This is a genomic window from Psychrobacter sp. 4Dc (genome assembly GCF_002836715.1).
Classification (GTDB): Bacteria; Pseudomonadota; Gammaproteobacteria; order Pseudomonadales; family Moraxellaceae; genus Psychrobacter.
The window spans coordinates 12,522-33,760 of the sequence record NZ_PJAT01000059.1; the positions used below are offsets into that span (position 1 = coordinate 12,522).

Annotated in this window: 17 protein-coding genes and 1 riboswitch; of the genes, 7 read left to right on the forward strand and 10 right to left on the reverse strand. The window is 43.2% G+C overall.

Features of this window, described 5'->3' with window-relative positions; all coding sequences use genetic code 11:
• Nucleotides 1–96 precede the first annotated feature (96 nt).
• The 4 genes from pstB to pstS all read right to left on the reverse strand — a co-directional run bounded on the left by pstB (nucleotide 97) and on the right by pstS (nucleotide 4,402).
• A complete protein-coding gene (pstB, locus tag CXF61_RS02860; RefSeq protein WP_165597107.1) occupies nucleotides 97–933 on the reverse strand; it encodes a phosphate ABC transporter ATP-binding protein PstB in 837 nt (278 codons plus the stop codon).
• Nucleotides 934–1,105: 172 nt separating this feature from the next.
• Nucleotides 1,106–2,011, reverse strand: a complete 906-nt coding sequence (gene pstA / locus CXF61_RS02865) for a phosphate ABC transporter permease PstA (protein WP_165597079.1) — start codon at nucleotides 2,009–2,011, stop codon at nucleotides 1,106–1,108.
• Nucleotides 2,012–2,072: 61 nt separating this feature from the next.
• Entirely contained in the window at nucleotides 2,073–3,026 is a 954-nt protein-coding gene (gene pstC / locus CXF61_RS02870) for a phosphate ABC transporter permease subunit PstC (protein ID WP_101204645.1), read from the reverse strand.
• A gap of 209 nt (nucleotides 3,027–3,235) precedes the next feature.
• A complete protein-coding gene (gene pstS / locus CXF61_RS02875) occupies nucleotides 3,236–4,402 on the reverse strand; it encodes a phosphate ABC transporter substrate-binding protein PstS (protein ID WP_165597080.1) in 1,167 nt (388 codons plus the stop codon).
• Nucleotides 4,403–4,694: 292 nt separating this feature from the next.
• Nucleotides 4,695–4,839, forward strand: a riboswitch (TPP riboswitch).
• 248 nt (nucleotides 4,840–5,087) lie between these two features.
• Here pstS and thiC point away from each other — a divergent pair.
• Nucleotides 5,088–7,202 carry a phosphomethylpyrimidine synthase ThiC gene (thiC, locus tag CXF61_RS02880; protein ID WP_227526575.1) on the forward strand — a complete coding sequence of 705 codons (2,115 nt, stop codon included), beginning with the start codon at nucleotides 5,088–5,090 and terminating at the stop codon, nucleotides 7,200–7,202.
• Between the two features lie 124 nt (nucleotides 7,203–7,326).
• Here the strand turns inward: thiC and CXF61_RS02885 are convergent, their stop codons facing one another.
• Both CXF61_RS02885 and CXF61_RS02890 read right to left on the reverse strand, forming a co-directional pair.
• Nucleotides 7,327–8,217 (reverse strand): fructose bisphosphate aldolase, encoded by an 891-nt coding sequence (locus tag CXF61_RS02885; protein WP_165597081.1) that lies wholly within the window; start codon nucleotides 8,215–8,217, stop codon nucleotides 7,327–7,329.
• Nucleotides 8,218–8,393: 176 nt separating this feature from the next.
• Nucleotides 8,394–9,242 carry an EamA/RhaT family transporter gene (locus CXF61_RS02890; protein ID WP_165597082.1) on the reverse strand — a complete coding sequence of 283 codons (849 nt, stop codon included), beginning with the start codon at nucleotides 9,240–9,242 and terminating at the stop codon, nucleotides 8,394–8,396.
• A 369-nt stretch (nucleotides 9,243–9,611) separates the two neighbouring features.
• Between CXF61_RS02890 and CXF61_RS02895 the strand changes: the two genes are divergently transcribed.
• The 3 genes from CXF61_RS02895 (at nucleotide 9,612) to CXF61_RS02905 (ending at nucleotide 13,141) form a co-directional block, all read left to right on the forward strand.
• Nucleotides 9,612–11,528, forward strand: a complete 1,917-nt coding sequence (locus tag CXF61_RS02895; protein WP_165597109.1) for an ABC transporter ATP-binding protein — start codon at nucleotides 9,612–9,614, stop codon at nucleotides 11,526–11,528.
• 84 nt (nucleotides 11,529–11,612) lie between these two features.
• A complete protein-coding gene (locus CXF61_RS02900; protein ID WP_165597083.1) occupies nucleotides 11,613–12,503 on the forward strand; it encodes an alpha/beta fold hydrolase in 891 nt (296 codons plus the stop codon).
• Between the two features lie 20 nt (nucleotides 12,504–12,523).
• Nucleotides 12,524–13,141 carry an alpha-ketoglutarate-dependent dioxygenase AlkB family protein gene (locus CXF61_RS02905; RefSeq protein WP_165597084.1) on the forward strand — a complete coding sequence of 206 codons (618 nt, stop codon included), beginning with the start codon at nucleotides 12,524–12,526 and terminating at the stop codon, nucleotides 13,139–13,141.
• Between the two features lie 32 nt (nucleotides 13,142–13,173).
• Here CXF61_RS02905 and CXF61_RS02910 read toward each other — a convergent pair whose 3' ends face one another.
• From CXF61_RS02910 to CXF61_RS02925, 4 genes are all read right to left on the reverse strand, one after another.
• Nucleotides 13,174–14,046: an EcsC family protein gene (locus tag CXF61_RS02910; protein WP_165597085.1), complete on the reverse strand. Its 873-nt coding sequence runs from the start codon at nucleotides 14,044–14,046 to the stop codon at nucleotides 13,174–13,176.
• A gap of 195 nt (nucleotides 14,047–14,241) precedes the next feature.
• Nucleotides 14,242–15,273 (reverse strand): NADP-dependent oxidoreductase, encoded by a 1,032-nt coding sequence (locus CXF61_RS02915; RefSeq protein ID WP_160023623.1) that lies wholly within the window; start codon nucleotides 15,271–15,273, stop codon nucleotides 14,242–14,244.
• Nucleotides 15,274–15,459: 186 nt separating this feature from the next.
• A complete protein-coding gene (locus CXF61_RS02920; protein WP_102091367.1) occupies nucleotides 15,460–16,215 on the reverse strand; it encodes an endonuclease/exonuclease/phosphatase family protein in 756 nt (251 codons plus the stop codon).
• A 208-nt stretch (nucleotides 16,216–16,423) separates the two neighbouring features.
• The gene (locus tag CXF61_RS02925; RefSeq protein ID WP_160023625.1) at nucleotides 16,424–17,536 is read right to left on the reverse strand and encodes an AOC03_06830 family ribosome hibernation factor; all 1,113 of its coding nucleotides are present in this window, start codon (nucleotides 17,534–17,536) and stop codon (nucleotides 16,424–16,426) included.
• Between the two features lie 496 nt (nucleotides 17,537–18,032).
• Between CXF61_RS02925 and CXF61_RS02930 the strand changes: the two genes are divergently transcribed.
• From CXF61_RS02930 to CXF61_RS02940, 3 genes are all read left to right on the forward strand, one after another.
• The gene (locus tag CXF61_RS02930; RefSeq protein WP_165597086.1) at nucleotides 18,033–20,288 is read left to right on the forward strand and encodes a M3 family metallopeptidase; all 2,256 of its coding nucleotides are present in this window, start codon (nucleotides 18,033–18,035) and stop codon (nucleotides 20,286–20,288) included.
• Entirely contained in the window at nucleotides 20,289–20,546 is a 258-nt protein-coding gene (locus tag CXF61_RS02935; RefSeq protein ID WP_101204656.1) for a YheV family putative zinc ribbon protein, read from the forward strand.
• Between the two features lie 142 nt (nucleotides 20,547–20,688).
• Nucleotides 20,689–21,237: a hypothetical protein gene (locus CXF61_RS02940; protein ID WP_165597087.1), complete on the forward strand. Its 549-nt coding sequence runs from the start codon at nucleotides 20,689–20,691 to the stop codon at nucleotides 21,235–21,237.
• Nucleotides 21,238–21,239 lie beyond the last annotated feature (2 nt).

Sequence of the window (21,239 nt, forward strand, 5' to 3'; positions counted from 1 at the left end):
ATTTTAATAGCGCGGTGTGCTTGTGAAGTTAGAAAGTCGGCTTATGACATGCTAATCAGCTTTGTCTGCTTGTACCGATTTCAATCTCAATCAATGTTAGCCATAACGACCTGTAATATAGTCTTCCGTCGCGGTTTGGGTAGGTTTGGTGAATATCTGATCGGTCTCACCCATCTCAATCATATCGCCTAGATACATATAGACAGTGTAGTCAGATACGCGTGCCGCCTGCTGCATATTATGAGTGACGATGGCGATGGTATAGTCGTTTTTCAGATCTTCGATCAAATCTTCGATAGCACCCGTTGAGATAGGATCCAGTGCTGATGTCGGCTCATCGAGTAGCAGCACTTCAGGTTTGGTCGCCACACTACGGGCGATACACAGGCGTTGCTGCTGACCACCTGATAACGACAGTCCTGATGCTTTTAGCTTGTCTTTCACTTCTGGCCATAGCGCTGATTTTTTCAGTGCCCACTCGACGCGATGATCCAGCTCAGCCTTACTTAATTTTTCATACAGTCTTACACCAAAAGCGACATTGTCATAGATTGACATCGGAAATGGCGTTGGCTTCTGAAAAACCATACCAACTTGTGCACGCAGTAAATTCACATCGATGTCTTTACCTAAGATGTTTTTGCCATCTAGATTGATGCTGCCCTCTGCGCGCATACCTGGATATAGATCGTACATGCGATTAAAGGTACGCAGTAGCGTAGACTTACCACAACCTGAAGGACCAATAAAAGCAGTCACTTTCTTATCAGCAATATCGATATTGATGTTTTTCAATGCCTGAAAATCATCGTAATAGAAGTTTAGATCTCGAACTTCCATTTTGGCAGCAGGCATATTCTTAGGAATATCTTGAATCGTTTGTTTATTAAAATCAGCAGTGTTTGGTTGCTGAGCTTGGGCGCTAGTAGACATGGGTCTATTTAATAGGCTGCCTGTTGCCGTATTAAAGTTGTCAGCAGTCGTGTTCGTACGGACGTTGCTTAGGACATCATTCATAATATTTCAACCTAGCTCAATTAATTTCATATAAGTTTAAGTAAATGCTTAGCGTGCAGCGTACTACAGTCTGGTCTGCTCTCAGCCCTTATTTGGTCTGACCTCTACCACCGATAAATCTTGCCAAAATATTCAATACTAGGACAGATGCGGTGATAAGTAGTGCTGCCGCCCAAGCCAATGTATGCCAGTTGTCATAAGGACTCATCGCAAACTGGTAAATGGTATTGGGTAAGTTAGCAATGGGCTGACCCATATCTGTACTGAAGTATTGATTGTTAAGTGCGGTAAATAGTAACGGCGCTGTCTCACCAGTGATTCGAGCAAAAGCCAATAGCACACCTGTGGTCAGTCCCGCTCGTGCAGCTTTTACCGTAACCTGAGTGACCAGCTTCCATTTAGGAGTACCTAGCGCATAGGCTGCTTCGCGTAGACTATTAGGTACCAGATTCAGCATATTTTCTGTCGTACGTACGACCACTGGAATAACAATCAGTGCCAATGCCAACGCGCCTGCCCAACCAGAGAAACTTTGACCTTTTACCATCAGTGCGTAGATAAATAGACCAATGACAATCGATGGCGCTGACAATAGAATATCATTTAAAAAGCGAGTGACCTTGCCAAGCATACTACCTTTAGAAAACTCAGATAAGTAAATACCTGTCATAAGGCCAATAGGTGCACCGATAAACAATCCTGAAAACGCCAACATGACCGAACCAACGATAGCATTACGTAAGCCGCCTGCACTCATCGGTGGCGGCGTATCGGCGGTAAAGATTGGCAGCTGCACCATGCCTTGGAAGCCTTCAACAAACAAAGTCACCAAAATCCATGACAACCAAAACAGGCCAAAAACCATCGCTGACATGGCAAAGCCTAGACCTAACTTGTTGGTCAAACGACGCTTGTTATACAGGCTTTGATTGTAGCGGGTAGCGCCGTTTGGCTTAGTAGGTAGTGGTGCATTGATCGCATTGTTAGCAGGCATAATATTTATTTCCCATATCTTTTATCAATATCTATCAAGGTTCAATAAATCGGTAACAGACTTATCGATTACCTGCTTTGTGATCCATGCGCATGAGCATCAGTTTTGCTAAAGACAGCACAATGAAGGTGATGACAAATAAGATTAAGCCTAAATGTAGTAGAGACGCAAGATGTAGCTCACTTGACGCTTCAGCAAACTCATTGGCCAAGGCCGAGGTAATTGTCACACCAGAAGTGAATAGGCTTGGACTGATATTAAACGCATTACCAATCAAGAAAGTAACTGCCATCGTCTCACCCAATGCTCGACCCAGTCCCAAAATTACGCCGCCAACGACACCAGCTTTGGTATAAGGCAGGATAATTTTGAACATCACTTCCCAAGTCGTCGCTCCCATGCCATAGGCTGACTCTTTCAGTAAATCGGGTACGACAGAGAAAACATCGCGCATGGTGGCAGCGATGAACGGTATGATCATAATGGCAAGTACTAGGGAAGCGGTAAACATACCCAGTCCCATAGGTGCACCTGCAAACAGCTTACCGATAATAGGCAAAGGACCGACGTGCTCAATGAACCATGGCTGAATGTGATCACCAAAAAATGGCGCAAATACGAATAATCCCCACATACCATAAATGATAGATGGGATACCAGCCAACAACTCAATGGCGATACCAAGTGGTTTTTTGAGGAACTTAGGGCACATCTCGGTTAAAAATATCGCAATACCGAAACTGACTGGAACCGCGATAACAATAGCGATAAATGACGTGACTAAGGTGCCGTAAATAGGCGCTAATGCCCCGTATTCATTGGCGACTGTATCCCAGTTATTACTGGTATAAAATCCCAAACCAAACTCTTGAATACTCGGCCATGCTCCAACAATTAGAGACACCAAAATGCCCCCTAGAGATAGGAGGACGAGTATGGCAAACGCTTTGGTAGAATTAACAAATAAAGCGTCGTAACGTTTTTGTTTAGCCAGTTGGGACCTTAAGTCTGTCATAAGTGTCTCAGCATTGAATGGGATGAATCGAAATATTAAAAAGATGTATCTCAGGTTTTAACACAACAAACTTAAACAGTATGAGTAAGCATATCTATCGAGATGTATTCATCAAATTTACTGTGTTAAAACCTCTCAAACAACTACCGGAGAATAGTTATTCGAGAGGATAACTTGTCGGTTGCTAAATCGTATTTAGCAGAAACAAATTACTGAGCTGGCTTGTAGACAGGCTGTCCATCGCTACCTTTCACTTCGTTCCACTTCTCTTTGAACAAGGCTACTGCCGTGTCAGAGAATGGTACGTAGTCTAGTTCCATGGAGCTGTCATCACCTTGGGTATAAGCCCAGTCAAAGAAGTTCAATACGCCAGCGACTTGCTGAGGATTTTCTGGTTGCTTATGTACCAAGATAAAGGTCGCAGCAGCGATAGGCCATGCTTGGTCAGTTTCAGAGTTGGTGATGACTTTATAAAAGCCTTCTTGTTGTGACCAGTCGATATCACCTGCCGCAGCAAACGTCTCAGCAGATGGCTGTACGATGTTACCAGCTGCGTTTTTCAGCGCAGTATGTGACATTTTATTTTGCTTAGCGTAAGCATACTCAACATAACCGATAGAGTTTTTCATGCGGTTTACGTAGCTTGAAACGCCTTCGTTACCTTTACCGCCTGCACCAGTAGCAGAGGTCGGCCATTTGACGGTTTTATCAACGCCAACAGTGTCTTTCCAGTCTGGTGAAACCTTGGCAAGATAGTCAGTGAAGTTGAAGGTCGTACCTGAACCATCTGAGCGGAATACTGTTGTGATTGGGGCATCTGGCAAGGTCAAATCTGGGTTCATCGCCTTAATCGCAGGGTCATTCCAGTTGCTAATCTTACCCAAATAGATATCAGCTAAAGTCGTACCGTCTAGCTTCAGTGCACCAGGCTCAACGCCATCAATGTTGACGATTGGTACAACACCACCGATGACTGTTGGGAACTGAATCAGACCTGCTTCGTCTAACTCTTCAGGCGTCATCGGTGCATCAGAAGCACCAAAGTCTACTGTTTTTGACTGAATTTGTTTGATACCACCAGATGAGCCAATCGACTGATAGTTGACTTGGCCACCGGTCGCAGCATTGTAATCATATGACCATTTCGCATAGATAGGCTGCGGGAACGACGCTCCTGCACCTGTAATATTCATAGCGATATTTTCAGCAGATTTAAAATCTGACGTAGCAGAAGATGCTGTCTGAGAGGTTGTTTCAGCTGTTGTCACAGCGCTACTGCTAGTATCAGCAGTTGGCTCCGCCGTATCTGTTGACTTATTACACGCCGTAAGCATTAATGTACAACTGACGGCCACTGCTAATAACGAATAACGCATGTAGGACTCCTGAAGTTTAACAACGGTATAAAAAAGCATTGCTTGTGATATGCGTGTTATCTTGCCAAATCTTTATGACAGTTTAATGACAACTTCTAGAATCCTTCATTCGCTTTACATAATATTTGAATAATTTGTCTACAGCCTAGTAATACTAAGCACCCTCATCTCTTAGCACTTAAAAAATTATTCACAAAAATATTGAATAGTATGTGTGACACAGAATATTTGTATCCAAATACTATTAGCCGTTGGTACAGAATTTTGTTAGTATGAAGGCTGATTTACAACACTGACAGACTCGGGGTGCGGTGTATTTTTGGCTCACTTTATTAAACTTGTTTTATTAAAGTAGTTGCCTTGATACATTCGCTGAGAGATCACCCGCCGAACCTGATGCGGTTAGTACCGACGCAGGGAAGTCTTAAGCACTTTGTTATTTATGACAAAGGGCGCGTAGAAATACATTTTTATCGTCACTACTGTCTTAATATGCGTGATGCATAGCCAGATAAGAAGAGAGGATATAAAGCTGCGTCCAATATTTGATGAGCACCATGCGCGACGATATTCTTTGGTCGAAGTTGTGGGTTCATGATATAAACTTGTCTAGATGATGGATGCCTACCCCCGCAGATACTGGCGGTGTTGATTTTATTCAAAAACCAACACGCTAGGACAGCATATGACTACTGCAGACACCACCTCAATTGCACCGAAAGCCCAAACGCATAACCCAGCCGACAACTCAACGCTTGTTTCAAATGCTGCTGACACGACTAACGTCAAAGCAGATAAAAAAGCAGATGCGTTAAAAACCCCTGCTCACCGTGCCGCAAGCGATGCCCGTTTCGAAGAAGATGCGCGCGACCTACACCGTATTTTACCTGCCTCACGAAAAGTCTATATCGAAGGCTCAAGACCTGACATCCAAGTACCGATGCGTGAAATCAGCTTGGCTGATACGCCTGTTGGCGGTACTGGAGATAAAGACGGTGAGCATAATCCGCCGTTTTATGTGTATGACACCTCAGGTGTATATACCGACCCTAATGTCGATATCGACCTCACACGTGGATTGCCAAAGTTGCGTGAAAGCTGGATCGCAGAACGCGATGATACTGAGCAGTTAAGCGGCCTATCTAGCTCATATGGACAAGCACGTGCTCGCGATATCAGCACTGCCAACCTTAGATTTGCTCATATTGATAAACCGCGTCGCGCCAAAGCAGGACAGAACGTCACGCAAATGTACTACGCGCGCCGTGGTATCATCACGCCTGAGATGGAATATATCGCCATACGCGAAACGCAGAAGCAACATGAACTGACCGATATGCGTCAACATGATGGTGAAAGCTTCGGTGCCAATACGCCTCAAATCATCACCCCTGAATTTGTTCGCGATGAAGTGGCGGCTGGACGTGCAATTATTCCAAACAACATCAACCACCCTGAATCTGAGCCGATGATCATCGGGCGCAATTTCTTGGTGAAAATCAATGCCAATATCGGTAACTCAGCGCTGGGTTCATCTATCGATGAAGAAGTGTCCAAAATGACGTGGGCAACACGTTGGGGTGCGGATACTATTATGGATTTATCAACGGGCAATCACATTCATGAAACCCGTGAATGGCTAATCCGTAACTCTCCTGTGCCGATTGGTACCGTACCGATTTATCAAGCATTAGAAAAAGTAGATGGCGTTGCTGAAGACCTTACATGGGAAATATTCCGTGATACGTTGATTGAGCAAGCAGAGCAAGGCGTCGATTACTTTACTATTCACGCTGGCGTGCTATTACGCTATGTACCACTTACCGCAAAACGTCTGACAGGTATCGTCTCACGCGGCGGCTCTATCATGGCTCAGTGGTGTCTAGCCCATCACAAAGAAAGCTTTTTATATACGCATTTCGAAGACATCTGCGAGATTATGAAGCAGTACGATGTAGCATTTAGTCTAGGTGATGGCCTACGTCCTGGTTGCTTGCAAGATGCCAATGATGAAGCGCAGTTCGGTGAGCTACGCACGCTTGGTGAATTGACCAAAGTGGCATGGGAGCACGATGTACAGGTAATGATCGAGGGCCCTGGACATGTGGCGATGAACCGCATCAAAGAAAACATGGACTTGCAGCTTGAGCTTTGTGCGGACGCGCCTTTCTATACTTTAGGGCCATTAACCACAGACATCGCTCCAGGTTATGACCACATCACCAGCGCCATCGGAGCTGCAATGATTGGTTGGTTTGGTACAGCGATGCTGTGCTATGTCACGCCAAAAGAACACTTAGGTTTGCCAAACAAAAAAGACGTTAAAGACGGCATTATCACTTACAAAATCGCTGCACACGCTGCTGACCTTGCTAAAGGTCATCCAGGAGCACAGGCACGTGATAACGCACTATCTAAAGCACGTTTCGAATTCCGCTGGGATGATCAGTTCAATCTAGCACTCGATCCTGATACTGCACGTGAATATCATGATGAGACATTGCCAAAAGACGCACACAAATCGGCACACTTTTGCTCCATGTGTGGCCCTAAGTTTTGTTCAATGAAAATCACTCAAAACGTGCGTGAATATGCAGCAGGGCTGGATAAAGAGGCCGCTAACCAAAAAGTAACGCCACAAACGGGCGACTTAACCGATGCCGGTCACCTAATCAAAGAAGTAAATACAGAGCTCGTCGGACAAGTGGGTGAAGCCACTGCTGAGGAAATTCGCCAAGGCATGGCCGAGATGACTAAAAAATATAACAACGAAGGACGCCAGTTATATAAAGAGGTGTAGAGTTAATAACCTATACTTTTGAAATAAGAAAAGCCCTACTATTTAAGTATTTGCACACTTATCTAGTAGGGCTTTTTTTGGCTTATTTACTCATGATTTATGTGCGAAGTTTTATTTACTACGTTTACACTTTTGACGCTTCATAAATCTCTTCAATTGAAGCATTAATGGTCTCAGCAAACTCGCTGTCGCTTTGCTGTTTACTCAAGCCTTCAGTAAAGGCACGCGAGAAGCTCGCAATCATACCTGGGTTTTGTTTGAGCTTGGCACAAGCATCGCTACGACTATAACCACCAGACAGCGCCACTACTTTGAGCACTTTAGGATGATCAATCAGCTCCTGATAAAACCCCGCCTCTTCTGGCAGGGTCAGCTTAAGCATCACTTGATGTTTTTCACTTAAGCGTTCCAGATTGCGCAGGATATCTGCCTTCAACAGTAACTCGCACTCATGCTTTTGAGTGCTATCAATATTGACCTCTGGCTCGACGATAGGCATCAAACCTTTTGAAATAATCTGCTTCGCCACATCAAACTGCTGCTGTATCACAAGCTCGATACCATCGACGTTTGGCTCATAAATGACTGAGCGCATTTTAGTACCGAATACAGGATAGTTTTTTGCTTTATCTAATAATAGATCTAGATTCGGGATTGGCTTCATAACTTGCACGCCGCTCATTTGCTCAGCCAGACCTTTATCTACCTTTAAAAATGGTACGATATTTTTATTTTCCCACAGATAATTGGCCGTCGACTTGCCATTAACTTCGCGCTCCATGGTATCTTCAAACAAGATTGCACCAAGTACACGCTCACTATCAAAACAGTCACACGTCATGATACGAGCACGCATTTCATGAACCAAATCAAACATGGCCTCATCATTATCATAAGCATCGCTGCTGACACCATAAGTCTCTAACGCTTTCGGTGTGCTGCCGCCACTTTGATCAAGCGCAGCAATAAAACCTGAACCATTTTTTATACGCTGTAATTGCTTATCGTATTCCATTGAGCCTGCATCCTATTTTTATTGGTTAAATTAAATATCATAAACTAAGCTTTTTTATTCCATACAAGCCGTGTTATTTGTAGATAACCTTATCATAGGATGATTTGTATGCCTATATAGGATACGTGACAATATAGCCAAAAAATCATGAAACCAATACTTTTAGACAATGCGCATTACGCCAAAAACAGTACCCCTACACAGCAGACTGCCAATACTAATCCTATTATGTTGATACGGTTCAGCTGCTCTTTAAATACACCTACGCCAATCAATGTCGCTACGGCAATAACACCGACATTCATACCAGTGAAAACAATACTAGGAGAATCATGCAGCACTTGGTGTGCCCGCACATAGGCATAAATATTGCCCATGTTCAATGTGCCGAGCAGTAGACCTGTCATAAGCGCTTGTTTTTGCCAACGTACCCGTGTGACCAGTAAATAGATTAAAAGCAATACACCTGCTACGCCAAAACTTACCAGTAGAGTCAACGGAAAGGCCGCCCCTTGTTTTGCCACTTGTTTGAACAAAATATCAATAATGCCGTAGCCTGCCCATACCCCGAATAACCATAGTGGCGTATGCTTTGCTTGGCGAGTAATATCGTTATGCTGTGGTCGATAGACGAGCGCACCTAATGCCAGAAAACCTAACGCCAATCCAAGTATACGTGTACCAGTCAGCACCTCACCGAATAGCAAAAAAGCCGCTACGATGGGGATAATGAGTGACAAGCGCTGAGAGGCGTCGGTTGCTACCATCCCCACCGCTTCAATAGCTCGTCCGAGAATGATAAATACAGCAGGTAATAGTACTCCAAGCGCAATGATGATTGCCCAAGCGCTATCAAGCGCATGAATGGCACCTACATCAGGTTTTAGTAATACCCAAGTCAGTAAAAAAGCCACAGGATAGCCTGCCACGATGGTCTGACGAATATCTATATTTTTCTGGCGCAATATTTTCAAAAGTACTGAGACGGCGACGCTACATAGTACCGCTATTATTAAATACATCATTCACTGCTACCTTTTGAACTTCAATGTTGAGTTATTACTGTTCGTATATTGATCAAAACCATTAAATAAAATGCCTGCTAATCAGCCGATATTTGCAATAAAATCATACTTATAAAAGCAATATTTAAACCATGAATAAGTTTGGATGTAGAATGTAACAAAATATGTTTTCTACAGCAATCTATTTATTATAGTTGTGACTAAGGCACTAAAGACACAGCTATTCTTAAGCAAATTACAATTAGCATGCAGGTATGATTAGTAATTTTGCTAAAATAGCACCTAATCCCAATCACAAAAGTAAAGATTCTAGATAACGAGTCCTCTCGTTCATCTTGACGTACTGCTATTGATGTTTTATTAATGCCTATGAATGCTTTATTTCGCTTTTTTGAAAACCGCCTACCCGCCTTTCCAGACACCCCTATGCCATTGCCATCACCTCGCGATGGCATGCTGAAGTTTTTGTGGGCATGTACCAATGGCCTACGCGGCTGGCTACTAATCTTTATGATTTTGTCCGCTGGTATCGGTATCTACGAGGCCATGCTGTTTGCTTGGATAGGTAATATCGTCGATTGGTTGGGCGTTTATACACCGCAAAACTTATGGGTAGAAAAAGGCGACATGTTGCTCATCATGCTCGCTGTCATGATAGTGAGTCCATTGTGGATCGCCTTGTCATCGTTTATCCATTTTCAGACCTTGCAAGGCGTGTTTCCTATGCAGATGCGCTGGCGGTTTCATCAGCGAATGCTTGGGCAATCCATGCAGTTTTATCAGGATGAGTTTTCGGGTCGTGTCTCAGCTAAGGTAATGCAGACAGCCCTAGCAGTACGCGATACTGTGATGACCGTCACCGATATGTTTATGTATGTCTCTGTCTACTTTATCACCTCAGGGGTGATTTTGTTTAATTTAGACAGCTTACTACTCATTCCTTTTATTATTTGGCTGGTCTTGGTTGCCATTACCATTTGGTACTTTATCCCCAAACTCAAAGAGACAGCGATTGTGCAAGCGGATGCCCGTGCCTTAATGACAGGACGAATCACTGATGCTTATGCCAATATCATGACCGTCAAGCTATTTAGCCATTCTCGTCGTGAGCTCGGTTATGCCAAAAATGCCATGGGACAATTCCTAGGTACGGTACATGCGCAGATGCGCTGGGTCAGCTATTTAGAAGTATCGACCCATCTTATCAGCGTGATCTTGGTCAGTAGTACGGCAGGTATTGGATTGTACTTATGGCAACAAGGCGCAGTTGGTGTTGGTGCCATTGCTGCTGCGACAGCTATGGCATTGCGTCTAAATGGTTTGACGCGTTGGATTATGTGGCAGACAGCCAGTTTGTTTGAGAGTATCGGTACAGTTCAAGACGGTATGCGTACGTTATCAGCGCCGCAGACAATCATTGATGAACCTGACGCGCCAGCCCTAGCCGTCACGGACGGACGTATCGTGTTCGACCATGTTGACTTCAGTTATGAAAATGACGAAGAAGACAATGAACAAACTGGCGAGCCTGTTGATAGTACCAACATGGCTAAACGCGCTCCTAACTCATATATCAAACTGTTGGACAACTTCCACTTAGATATTAAGCCGGGTGAAAAGATTGGTTTGGTTGGGCGTTCAGGTGCTGGTAAATCGACCTTGGTTAATTTGCTATTGCGCTTTTTTGATGTCGATAGCGGTAAGATTCTGATTGATGGTCAGGCTATTGATGCGGTTACGCAGGAGTCGTTGCGTCAACAGATTGGTATGGTGACTCAAGATACCTCATTGCTACATCGTACCGTGCGTGAAAACATCGCCTATGGTCGTCCTGATGCTACCGACGAAGAAATTATGATCGCTGCCAAACAAGCTCAGGCATGGGATTTCATCAAAGATCTATACGATGATAAAGGCAATACAGGACTTGATACCCAAGTAGGTGAACGCGGAGTCAAACTATCTGGCGGTCAACGTCAGCGTATTGCTATCTCACGTGTTATGCTAAAAAATGCGCCGATTTTACTTTTAGATGAAGCGACCAGTGCGCTAGATTCTGAGATTGAATATGCCATTACCGAAAGCTTAAATGACATCATGACTGGCAAGACCGTTATTGCTATCGCCCATCGCCTGTCTACTATTGCGGCACTGGATAGACTGGTCGTTATGCATCAAGGTCGCATCATTGAGCAAGGTAGTCATGATGAACTATTAGCATTGAATGGTGTCTACGCTCGACTGTGGCAACGTCAAAGCGGTGGCTTCTTAGGTGAAGACAACTAGGATTCATTAAGTCAGCTCAATCATAAAAAGCAAAACTACAAAAAACAAATCACTCAAAATAAGTCACAAGGAAGTGTTTATTTTATGGAAGCATTCACAAACCGTATTAATCTTGGCGGAAAACAGGCTCGCTATTATGACCTTAGCCAATTTAATCAGCCGCTAGATTCAAGCTCTACTCCCCGCGCGCCAGCACATTTTTATAGTGGCAATAGTTTTACCGTTGGCACTTATATACCACTATTGAGTAAGCTATCCACCGAATTTGATATCAGCTCACTTGCTCTACGTGGCTACTGGTATGATAAGCCGCAGAGCCGTCGTCTGACGCGCGAGCAAGATGCCGACATGCTGATTGAGTTTTTAGAAAAGACCCAAGACAAGCCTGTCGTAGGTATTGGTCACTCGCAAGGGGCGACGGCCACAGCAATGGCAGCTGCCAAACGTCCAGAGTTGTTTTCGCAGTTGTACCTGATCGAGCCTGTCACATTTACCAAAAACCAAGCCACCTTATATAATCTTTTGCCACGCTCTGTCCTACTGAGCCGCGAGCCTTTCAAAAGCACGTTAACTAAGCAGTCTACTTGGCCAAGTATCCATAGTTATTACGAGAGCCTACGTGCGCAGCGTGCTTATAAGCGTATTAGCAATAAGCACTTGCAAGTATTTGCTGAGCAAAGTCTGAGCAAAAATACAGATGGTAGCTATACGCTTATGTTTGCACCAGAACAAGAGCTGGCCAATTATTTTGGCGCACCTCATATCGATGCCGCACTCAAAAAACTACGCTGTCCCTACACGTTGATTACAGGCAAGCCTACTCTGTTCATCAATGACAAAGTACGAAAGCAATGGAAAAAATTTGTCCCAGATAGCAGTCTTATTTCGCTGTCAGATTATGGTCATCTATTGCCAATGGAAGCGCCTGAATTATGCGCTCAAATCATCAACGAGCACTACCAAAGCAGTAAATAAGGATTTACAACGACTGAATTATGACTGACCTCTTTGCTCCTGCACCCACGGATAACTTACTACCCTATGATGGTAAGGTGAATGATCTAGGCGTGATTATCGACGATGCCACTGCCCTTTATAATACTCTACTAAATGAGCTACCTTGGCAATCAGACATCGTGACGTTATTTGGTAAGACCCATATAACTACTCGGAAAATTGTCTGGATGGGAGATACAGATGCAGACTATCAATACTCAGGACACGTGCGCCAAACTGTTCCATGGTCAGATATAGTGTTTCACGTGAAACAGGAAATCGAACAAGCTTTAGCAGAGGTTGGCGTAACTGCCAATTTTAATACCTGCCTGCTTAATTACTATCCTTCTGGCGCTGATGGTATGGGCTACCATGCTGATGACGAAAATGAGCTCGGTCATCAGCCAGTCATCGCCTCCTTATCGCTCGGTGCCACACGCAAATTTGTTTTTAAGCATAAAAAAACTCAAGACAAAGTTGAGCTTTATCTTGAGTCTGGTCAGCTCGTTGTGATGCATGGTGACACACAGACCTTTTGGAAGCATACGATTACTAAGACAAAGACGGTCGATGCTGGGCGAATCAGTCTAACGTTTCGGCATATGCTTACATCTTGATACTATCGCTGACTTAACGAGCCATCTAACTCTTATGCTAGACGATCTAAAAAACGCTCACGGTAACACTGATAAGCAGCTTCACACACATTGGCAGTGTAGCTAGCATTAACACCACCTGCGACTACTGCACCCACCGCTGGAATGATTTGCGCCGCTTTTGTCTTAACGATGTTAGTGGCTACTTTAGTCGCTGTCTGACGCAGTACACGAGACATGACTTCTTCATTAATCTGATTGAATGCTTGAGTTTCTGGATCTTGAATCATCGCATGAGTGTCATCTAACGCCGCTTTACGTTCCTCAACAGAGGCAGAAGTTGCTACAGCCAACAAAGACATCGCAAATAACTGTTCGCCTTCATCATTGATATCAAAGCCATAGTACGTTGCATATTCTCCAATCGCACGTAGGTTGGCTGTAATAAGCCCAACGACGTCAGCAGGGATACCTGCCCAGCCTACAACCCCTGTAGTCACCCCTTGCGCACTGGTTAGCGCTACATATTTGCTTTTAAAAAGCTTAACTTGTTTATCTACAGCCGCAATAGGTAGACTTTTAATGTCACCAAGCGTTTTGATAGAGGAATCGTTAATATCTACTTCCTCTTGATAGCTATCGATAACGTCTTGAGTATCTAGTGTCCAATTGGCTGCATCACTCAAAGCAGTAATCGTTTCCTCAGTTGCTTTTTTTAGAGAATCACCAAATTTTGGAGCTTCCATCAACGCATCGCCGGCTGCTACCACAGGGGTATTAAGCACTGCTAGCGCTTTATCCAAAATCCCTTTATCAGGGTTTTTCCATGCTTCTATCTCTGCACGAACTTTTGCTTCATAAGCAATGTGGTCATCTGTTTTTTCATTGCTGGTCTTATTATTGGTAGTCTTATTGTTGATAGTCATATTATTTCCTTTATTAGTATCGTTCGCTTTCTATCCTATGATAAATAAGCAAAGACTACAGGGACGTTCTGTTGTTCAAAATAAAACTTTTGTATGATTTGTTAAGTCATCAGTTAAGTTTACTGGGTTTCAACAGACATCCCTTTACTAATAAACCTTATCAAACACTACCTAATACTTGGGAAATCTTTACATTCACTCAGCTGCCGCTAAGACAATTTTGCCAAAAGCATCGCCTTTTTGTAGCTCATGGTGCGCTGCAACAACTTCTGAGAGTGGATAAGTTTTTTGAATTTTTAAAGTTAAATTACCATCGGCCACTTCCTGTAAAACACGCGCCATATCTTGACCACTACGCTGCGCTTTATAGCCTGCTACTGCTAGGTTTTTTTGCTGACCGGCTTCTTTGAGCTTATCAACCCAGATAGTTGGTAACACATTCACGCGGGCGCCTGATTTGAGCACGCTAAGTGCACGGACACCTGCTTCGTCACCGACTAAATCAAGCAGCACGTCGGCTTGTAGATCAGGAAACGCTTCATCTTTGGTATAATCTATCCAACCCGCCAGCTTAGATACGTCTATCAACTCATCAAGCTTGGCATACTTTTCTGGCGAGCAAATTACCGTTACCTTGATGTTATCTTGTGCCACCTTATTCATGAGCAATTGGATTAATAAATGACCGACACCGCCTGCTGGTGCATTAATTACAACATGCTCATCTGTTTTTATATCAGCAAAATCTACAAACTGTAGTGCCGTTTGTCCAATACAAGGCAAAGCACCTGCCTGCTCTAAGCTGACATTGTCTGGTACTTTCGCAAGCAGCTTGGCATCTACTGCCACATATTGCGCATAGCCGCCACCGGTAAAAGTCAAGGCCGCTACTCTATCGCCAACAACAAACTCATCGCTATTACTGCTGACTACTTCACCTGATACATCAAACCCTAAAATAGCTGGCTGATCATTCTCAAACTTGTCTTTACGAATGTTTTCCGCGCCCCAGCCTTTACCTTGGCGGGTCTTATAATCGACAGGGTTAATCCCAGCATAGGCAATTTTTACCAGTACTTGGTCGTCTTGGAGCTCAGGGACATCAGCACCATCTTGATATTTCATTACTTCAGGCTCACCGAACTCACGTATGAGTACGGCGTGCTGAGTCTTAGGTATGTTGTGGTTAGCTTGTTGATTATTATCGGTAGTAGACGCTGTTGCCATCGTAGAATATCCTTATATTTTGTTTATTAGGCTGTACTTGGTCTTCATTTTATTGAAACGTTATGCTGTTAATAGCACTTTCCATCGAGAACATGGTTAATCAATAATATGATCAATAAAGACAATTGTTCATATATCGATAGATTGCCAATATAATACATTTAGACGAATTATTATAGTTAGGTATTAGGGTAGCATCAGCTCTGCACTGATAGGCAGGTGATCTGATAGCGATGACCAAGGCTTTCCAGTATGTACCCAAGCATCCTTCACAAGCAAATTGCGCACGTAGATACGATCTAAGCTGAGTACTGGCAGTTTTGCGGGAAAGGTTGGCAACAGCTTACCATGACAATGTTTGAACGCTTCTATCATACCGAGATCTGATGCCAGTTTGTCACAAGACATCTTTTTCCAATCATTAAAATCGCCTGCCAAGATGAGCGGTTGATTCGGCGCAATCTCATTTCGAACATAGTCACTAATCGCTTGATACTGCTTGATACGATCCCGCTCAAACAAGTTCAAATGTGCGCACAGCACCACAACTGGCATCTCCCAACCGATAGGTTGTACCTCACAGTGCAGAACCCCGCGTTGCTCAAGCTTATTGACCGTAATATTTACATTGTGTTTGGGATCTAGCGGGAAGCGACTCAATACTGCATTGCCGTGATGGCCGTTTTCGTACTCTGAGTTTTTACCATAACTGTTTTGCAAATCTAAAAACTCGCCGAACCATTCATGCTGCGACTGATCTGGGTACTCGTTATATTGCATATTGCGTTTGAGGTTTTGGCCTTGCACTTCTTGCAAGCACAGCACGTCTGAACCCACAGACTCTAGCGCCTGAGCAATACCTTGCATCTTCACTTGGCGATTCAGCGGTGACATGCCTTTGTGAATGTTGTAGCTGGTTAAAACAAAAGAGGTGGTAGTCATAGTTTGGTTAGTTGTACGCTCATTATTTATGGAGTAAAGATCAATAGCTCAGCTACGACAGCACCCATAGTGATGGTAATGACAGACATAAAAAGAGCACTGGCTCGTATTGAACCAATGCTCTCATATTACACCTATGTATTATCAATGGCTAATTCATAAATGGCTGATTCATAAATGAACATCGCGCATAGGTGTCATCGTCAGATTAGTATCGAGTTACTAACGCTATTGGTTGATCTTCACCCATGATGTCTTGTGGCATAAATACAGCTTCGCCGCCATTGTGAATGACGTGCTCGATGATTTCACCGATTGCATCATCTGTGATGCCTTCCGTAGTAGCATCATTGGCAGGGCTTAACGTTTGTGCCTTTTCATCAATCTTAGCGGACTGTATATAGCCACGTCGTACATAAAGTGTCTCGCCAGCTCCTTGGAAAGCACTTCGATATACTTCCTGCAAGTCAGTCTGCAACATATTCGCACCGCGAGCTTTGTCGATTTCGCCCAATGCAGCTTTATGTAATGAGGTGCGATACTCTTCTACGGCTTCTTGCACGCTATCTACGATATGCTGAGCACTACCGTCTTCTAGATTGGTCGCATTCGATACTGTAGCGATGATATTGTCTGGACGATCACAGATTTCTTTATAGTAGCCAATATTTTTCGCATCACCAACTATAACAAGAGGCATTTTATGCTCGCCCCACAATTCTTGGACACTTTTATCAACTTGGTTAAAGAATTCTTTTAAGTGACTGCTTTCATTGTTTGATGAGCGATCTGAGCCACCGTCGCCTGTTGTGTATAGTCCGTTGTTTTCAACAGGGAACTGAATGTTCTCCATATTGTTTTGTGCATCATCATCTTTATCGAACTCTCTTACAACGCGGTCGTTAGACGCTTCAATCAAACGCGCATTATCACGAGTTAAGACCACCGTATAATAATGAACCGCACTTGCCATATCACGAACCAAGTCACGCGTAGCAAATCTATCTGAGATCACAACGCGTTCTGTTGTATCAATTGGCATACGAATGACTTGCACATCATCTGTACTAGCAAATATAGCTAAAGTATCAAGGTTATAATTGTGATTGAGCTCATTTATTTTATTTTGAATATTATCTAGAATGGTAGTCGCTGTTCGTTTATCGTACTCTTTTGTCAGACGATCTTCGGCAACCTTTAATTGGTTTTTTAGAGCGATAGGATCTTGCTCATTAGCTGGATGTTCACGATGCGTTTTAACAAAGATACTTACAGCAGGATTCGCTTTAGTTTCACGTAAACTTTTAAGAGTCGCTTTCATATATTGCTCCTTGTTTTATTATCGTTCATTTTTAACTTTATGTATTTCTTCACTCATGTACTTTTATAAGTGTAGAAATTTCTATCCGTGTTTTTCTTGCATCCTGTCGATGCATAATATTTAAATTCCATTATCTTCATGCTAACAGCTATACCCCACTCCCTGTAGGGTTAATTTGCAAGCAAATGATAGCGCTTTGTAAGTAGAGCACTCTATATTGTTAAAGAATTGATTTAACGAGCATAGCTACATATTCAGATAATTATCTTGAGAAGTTGAATCTAAATATCAGAATCTCGACATTTACTTTCAGATTGCTAGCACTGTCCTAATTAGTTGAATCGTATAAAAGTGCTTAGGTTGTATTTTTACCAAACGAACCCATCTTTTATATAATCTATATATAAAATAAGAACACACTGTATATTTCGATAGTAGCCAGACTTATCTCATTCTCATTTTTATTAATAATAATTCATTGATACCGGATAACTATATGACACCTTCTCCTTTAGATTTACGCCTTGTCGATTTTACCGACACTGCGCCACATACGTTACAGAACCAAGTGATTGATGCTATTGATGCTGCCAATGCTTTTTTAGATACCTTAACTTTGATAGAAAGCGACAGTGCTGAAAAAGCAAGTGCTGAAAAAATAAGCGCTGAAAAAATAAGCGCTGAAAAAATAAGCGCTGAAAAAATAAGCGCTGAACAAGCTTTGGCAGATGTGATGAGCTTTGATCATATAAATTTGGCATTAGATCGTAGCTGGGGTATTTTGTCGCATCTCAATAGTGTGATGAGCAACGATGAGATTCGACATGTTCACCATGAACTGCTACCAAAGCTGTCTGCCTACGGTACACGAGTTGGACAACATCAGCCTTTGTTTAATCGCTATCAAACTATCGTCAATGACACAGATTTCTTTGCTACGTTAGAGCCTGCTCGTGCACGTGCAATCGAACTGGCATTACGTAGTTTTGAGTTATCAGGCGTTGCATTACCTCAAGCTGAGCAAGAAAAATTTGCTGCTATCCAAAGCGAGTTATCTACCCTGTCTGCAACCTTTTCGGACAATATCTTGGATGCGACACAAGCATTTGCCCTGCCTTTAGAAGACTCTCAGTTAAAGGGGTTAACAGAGAGTGGTTTGGCACTATTGGCAGATGCAGGCGAGCAATACAAAGCACGTGAGCTTGCTAGCGGTGCACTTAGCCAAGCTGATGTAGATGCACTTCCTACTCCTTACTATGTGGCCAGTTTAAATATCCCTGTATATCTAGCGATTATGACTCATGCGGACGATCGTAGCCTACGTGAGACGCTGTATCGTGCTTATGTTACGCGTGCTTCTGAGTTTGATACGCATACCAATGCAAAAGGCAACTCATTAAATAACGCTGACAATATGAGTCAAATCCTCTCATTACGTGAACAAAAAGCTAAGCTACTTGGTTTTGCAAATTATGCCGAAGTATCGCTATCGACCAAGATGGCAGACAGTGTCTTAGAAGTTGAAACATTCTTACGTGACTTAGCAACGCAAGCGACCTCTGCTGCCAAAGCAGATTTGGCACAGCTACAGAAATACGCAAGCGATTATGGCATTGACGAGTTACAACCGTGGGATAGCGCTTACATCGCTGAAAAGGTAAAGCAAAGTGAGTTCAGCTTATCGCAAGAGGAAATTCGTCCATATTTCCCATTACCCAAAGTGATTAATGGCTTGTTCACTATCGTTGAGCGTCTATACGGTATTAAAGTACAAGAGCAAAGCCATAAAAATGCAGAAAGTGACTCAGTCTCTCGCTGGCATGACGATGTAAGCTTTTATCAATTATTCGATGCTGATGATCGCTTGCTTGGTGGCTTCTACTTTGACTTATTTGCACGTAGTGGTAAGCGTGGCGGTGCATGGATGAGTGGTTTCCAATCTCGCTATAGCTACGAAGAACAGAACCATCAGCAACTACCCGTTTGCTTTATGGTTGGTAATTTCACGCCAGCACTTGATGGCAAACCTAGTTTATTGACCCATGATGAAGTATTAACCTTATTCCACGAGTTTGGTCATGGCTTACATCATTTATTAACCCAAGTGACGGTCGGTGATGTCGCTGGTGTCAATGGCGTCGAGTGGGATGCGGTCGAGCTTCCTAGTCAGTTTATGGAAAACTGGGCTTGGGACGCTGAAGGTATCGCCCTTATCAGCAGTCATGTTGAGACTGGTGAGCCATTACCTAAAGACAAATTAGACGCACTATTAGCAGTGAAAAACTTTCAAAGCGGCATGCAAACGCTACGTCAGATAGAGTTTGCTCTATTTGACCTACTAATTCATGCTCATACGCCAGCACTTAATTATGATGGTATTTTAGAGACGCTCAATACTGTTCGTCATGATATCTCCGTTATGCAAACACCTGACTATAACCGCTTTGCTAATGGTTTCAGTCATATCTTCGCGGGTGGCTATGCTGCAGGTTATTACTCTTATAAATGGGCGGAACTGCTGTCAGCTGATGCGTTTAGTAAGTTTGAAGAAGACGGGATTTTCAACCCAGCGACAGGCAAAGCGTTCCGTGAGTCCATCTTATCTGTTGGCGGCAGTTTCCCAGCAAAGACCAACTTTGAAAACTTCCGCGGTCGTAGCGCCAGTATCGACGCCTTGCTACGTCATAATGGTTTCACTGATGTTAAAAATATTGATGCCGCAAATACTCAAACGACTTGCGAGGTCATTTAAATGCGTTATCAGTCATCTAGTCCTAAGCGCCGATTTTTAGCAGGGGTGCGCTGTCCGAAATGTCAGGAGATGGACGCTGTGGTGCAAGTTAATATCGTGACTCCTGCCCCAGATGAGTATATTGAATGTACTCAGTGCGGACACACAGAGCACCGTCCCGATCCTGATGCCATTAGTGCCAAGAACCATTTAGAAGATCAGATGGCTCGTGATGCGATGGCGACTGGCACCAGCGGCACTGTAAAATTCAAGTCTTAACTATTTAGTACTCATATCCAAAAACAGATTAAATCCTTTATTATTTAATGGTCTATTAAGCCTATCTATCAATAGATGGGCTTTTTATTTTGAGTTTGCTATAGTATGGCTACTTATATTCTTGACATGAATCGATCATAATATGAAACCAGACAACATCCGGCCTTCATCAACCCACACTTCTAAGAAACAACAGACTAAATCACGTCAGAAAATTTTGGCAATATTTATCTCAGTATTGCTACTTATCGTCATTGTCTACCTTATTGTAGGAAGGTCTGGCACTCAGTCCACACTTCCTGTAGATAACGCTACTTCAGCACCAGTAATTGAGCAAACGCAGACAGAATTAGTCACAGAAAGCACTTCGGAAGTAACAGATGATTCTGTGATTGACGATGGTGTACTCACTGATAAAAACTCTGAAGAAGTAAATAATGACAGTACAGCGATACCGAACCCTACTGCTATATTAGATGCGCCGCTACCAGAAAATGATAGCTTGGCGAAAGAAGAGATTGATCGTTTAGAAGATGAACGTCAGCGACTGGCCGAACAAGAAAAGTTAGCGGCTGAACAAGTGGCTATGAATAAGCAGTTGACTGATATGAAGGCCGAACAAATTGCGCTACTCGAACAACAAATTGCTCAGTTAGAAGCAAACGACTCTAATAAAGCGACGGTTCAATAACC

Coding starts and splice junctions, on each gene's coding strand:
- CXF61_RS02915 (WP_160023623.1), bottom strand. CDS start 15,273: ATGGCAACAGCGTCTACTACCGATAATAATCAACAAGCTAACCACAAC.
- pstS (WP_165597080.1), bottom strand. CDS start 4,402: ATGCGTTATTCGTTATTAGCAGTGGCCGTCAGTTGTACATTAATGCTT.
- CXF61_RS02885 (WP_165597081.1), bottom strand. CDS start 8,217: ATGGAATACGATAAGCAATTACAGCGTATAAAAAATGGTTCAGGTTTT.
- pstB (WP_165597107.1), bottom strand. CDS start 933: ATGTCTACTAGCGCCCAAGCTCAGCAACCAAACACTGCTGATTTTAAT.
- CXF61_RS02940 (WP_165597087.1), top strand. CDS start 20,689: ATGAAACCAGACAACATCCGGCCTTCATCAACCCACACTTCTAAGAAA.
- CXF61_RS02890 (WP_165597082.1), bottom strand. CDS start 9,242: ATGATGTATTTAATAATAGCGGTACTATGTAGCGTCGCCGTCTCAGTA.
- CXF61_RS02920 (WP_102091367.1), bottom strand. CDS start 16,215: ATGACTACCACCTCTTTTGTTTTAACCAGCTACAACATTCACAAAGGC.
- CXF61_RS02925 (WP_160023625.1), bottom strand. CDS start 17,536: ATGAAAGCGACTCTTAAAAGTTTACGTGAAACTAAAGCGAATCCTGCT.
- CXF61_RS02930 (WP_165597086.1), top strand. CDS start 18,033: ATGACACCTTCTCCTTTAGATTTACGCCTTGTCGATTTTACCGACACT.
- CXF61_RS02910 (WP_165597085.1), bottom strand. CDS start 14,046: ATGACTATCAACAATAAGACTACCAATAATAAGACCAGCAATGAAAAA.
- thiC (WP_227526575.1), top strand. CDS start 5,088: ATGACTACTGCAGACACCACCTCAATTGCACCGAAAGCCCAAACGCAT.
- pstA (WP_165597079.1), bottom strand. CDS start 2,011: ATGCCTGCTAACAATGCGATCAATGCACCACTACCTACTAAGCCAAAC.
- CXF61_RS02905 (WP_165597084.1), top strand. CDS start 12,524: ATGACTGACCTCTTTGCTCCTGCACCCACGGATAACTTACTACCCTAT.
- CXF61_RS02895 (WP_165597109.1), top strand. CDS start 9,612: ATGAATGCTTTATTTCGCTTTTTTGAAAACCGCCTACCCGCCTTTCCA.
- pstC (WP_101204645.1), bottom strand. CDS start 3,026: ATGACAGACTTAAGGTCCCAACTGGCTAAACAAAAACGTTACGACGCT.
- CXF61_RS02900 (WP_165597083.1), top strand. CDS start 11,613: ATGGAAGCATTCACAAACCGTATTAATCTTGGCGGAAAACAGGCTCGC.
- CXF61_RS02935 (WP_101204656.1), top strand. CDS start 20,289: ATGCGTTATCAGTCATCTAGTCCTAAGCGCCGATTTTTAGCAGGGGTG.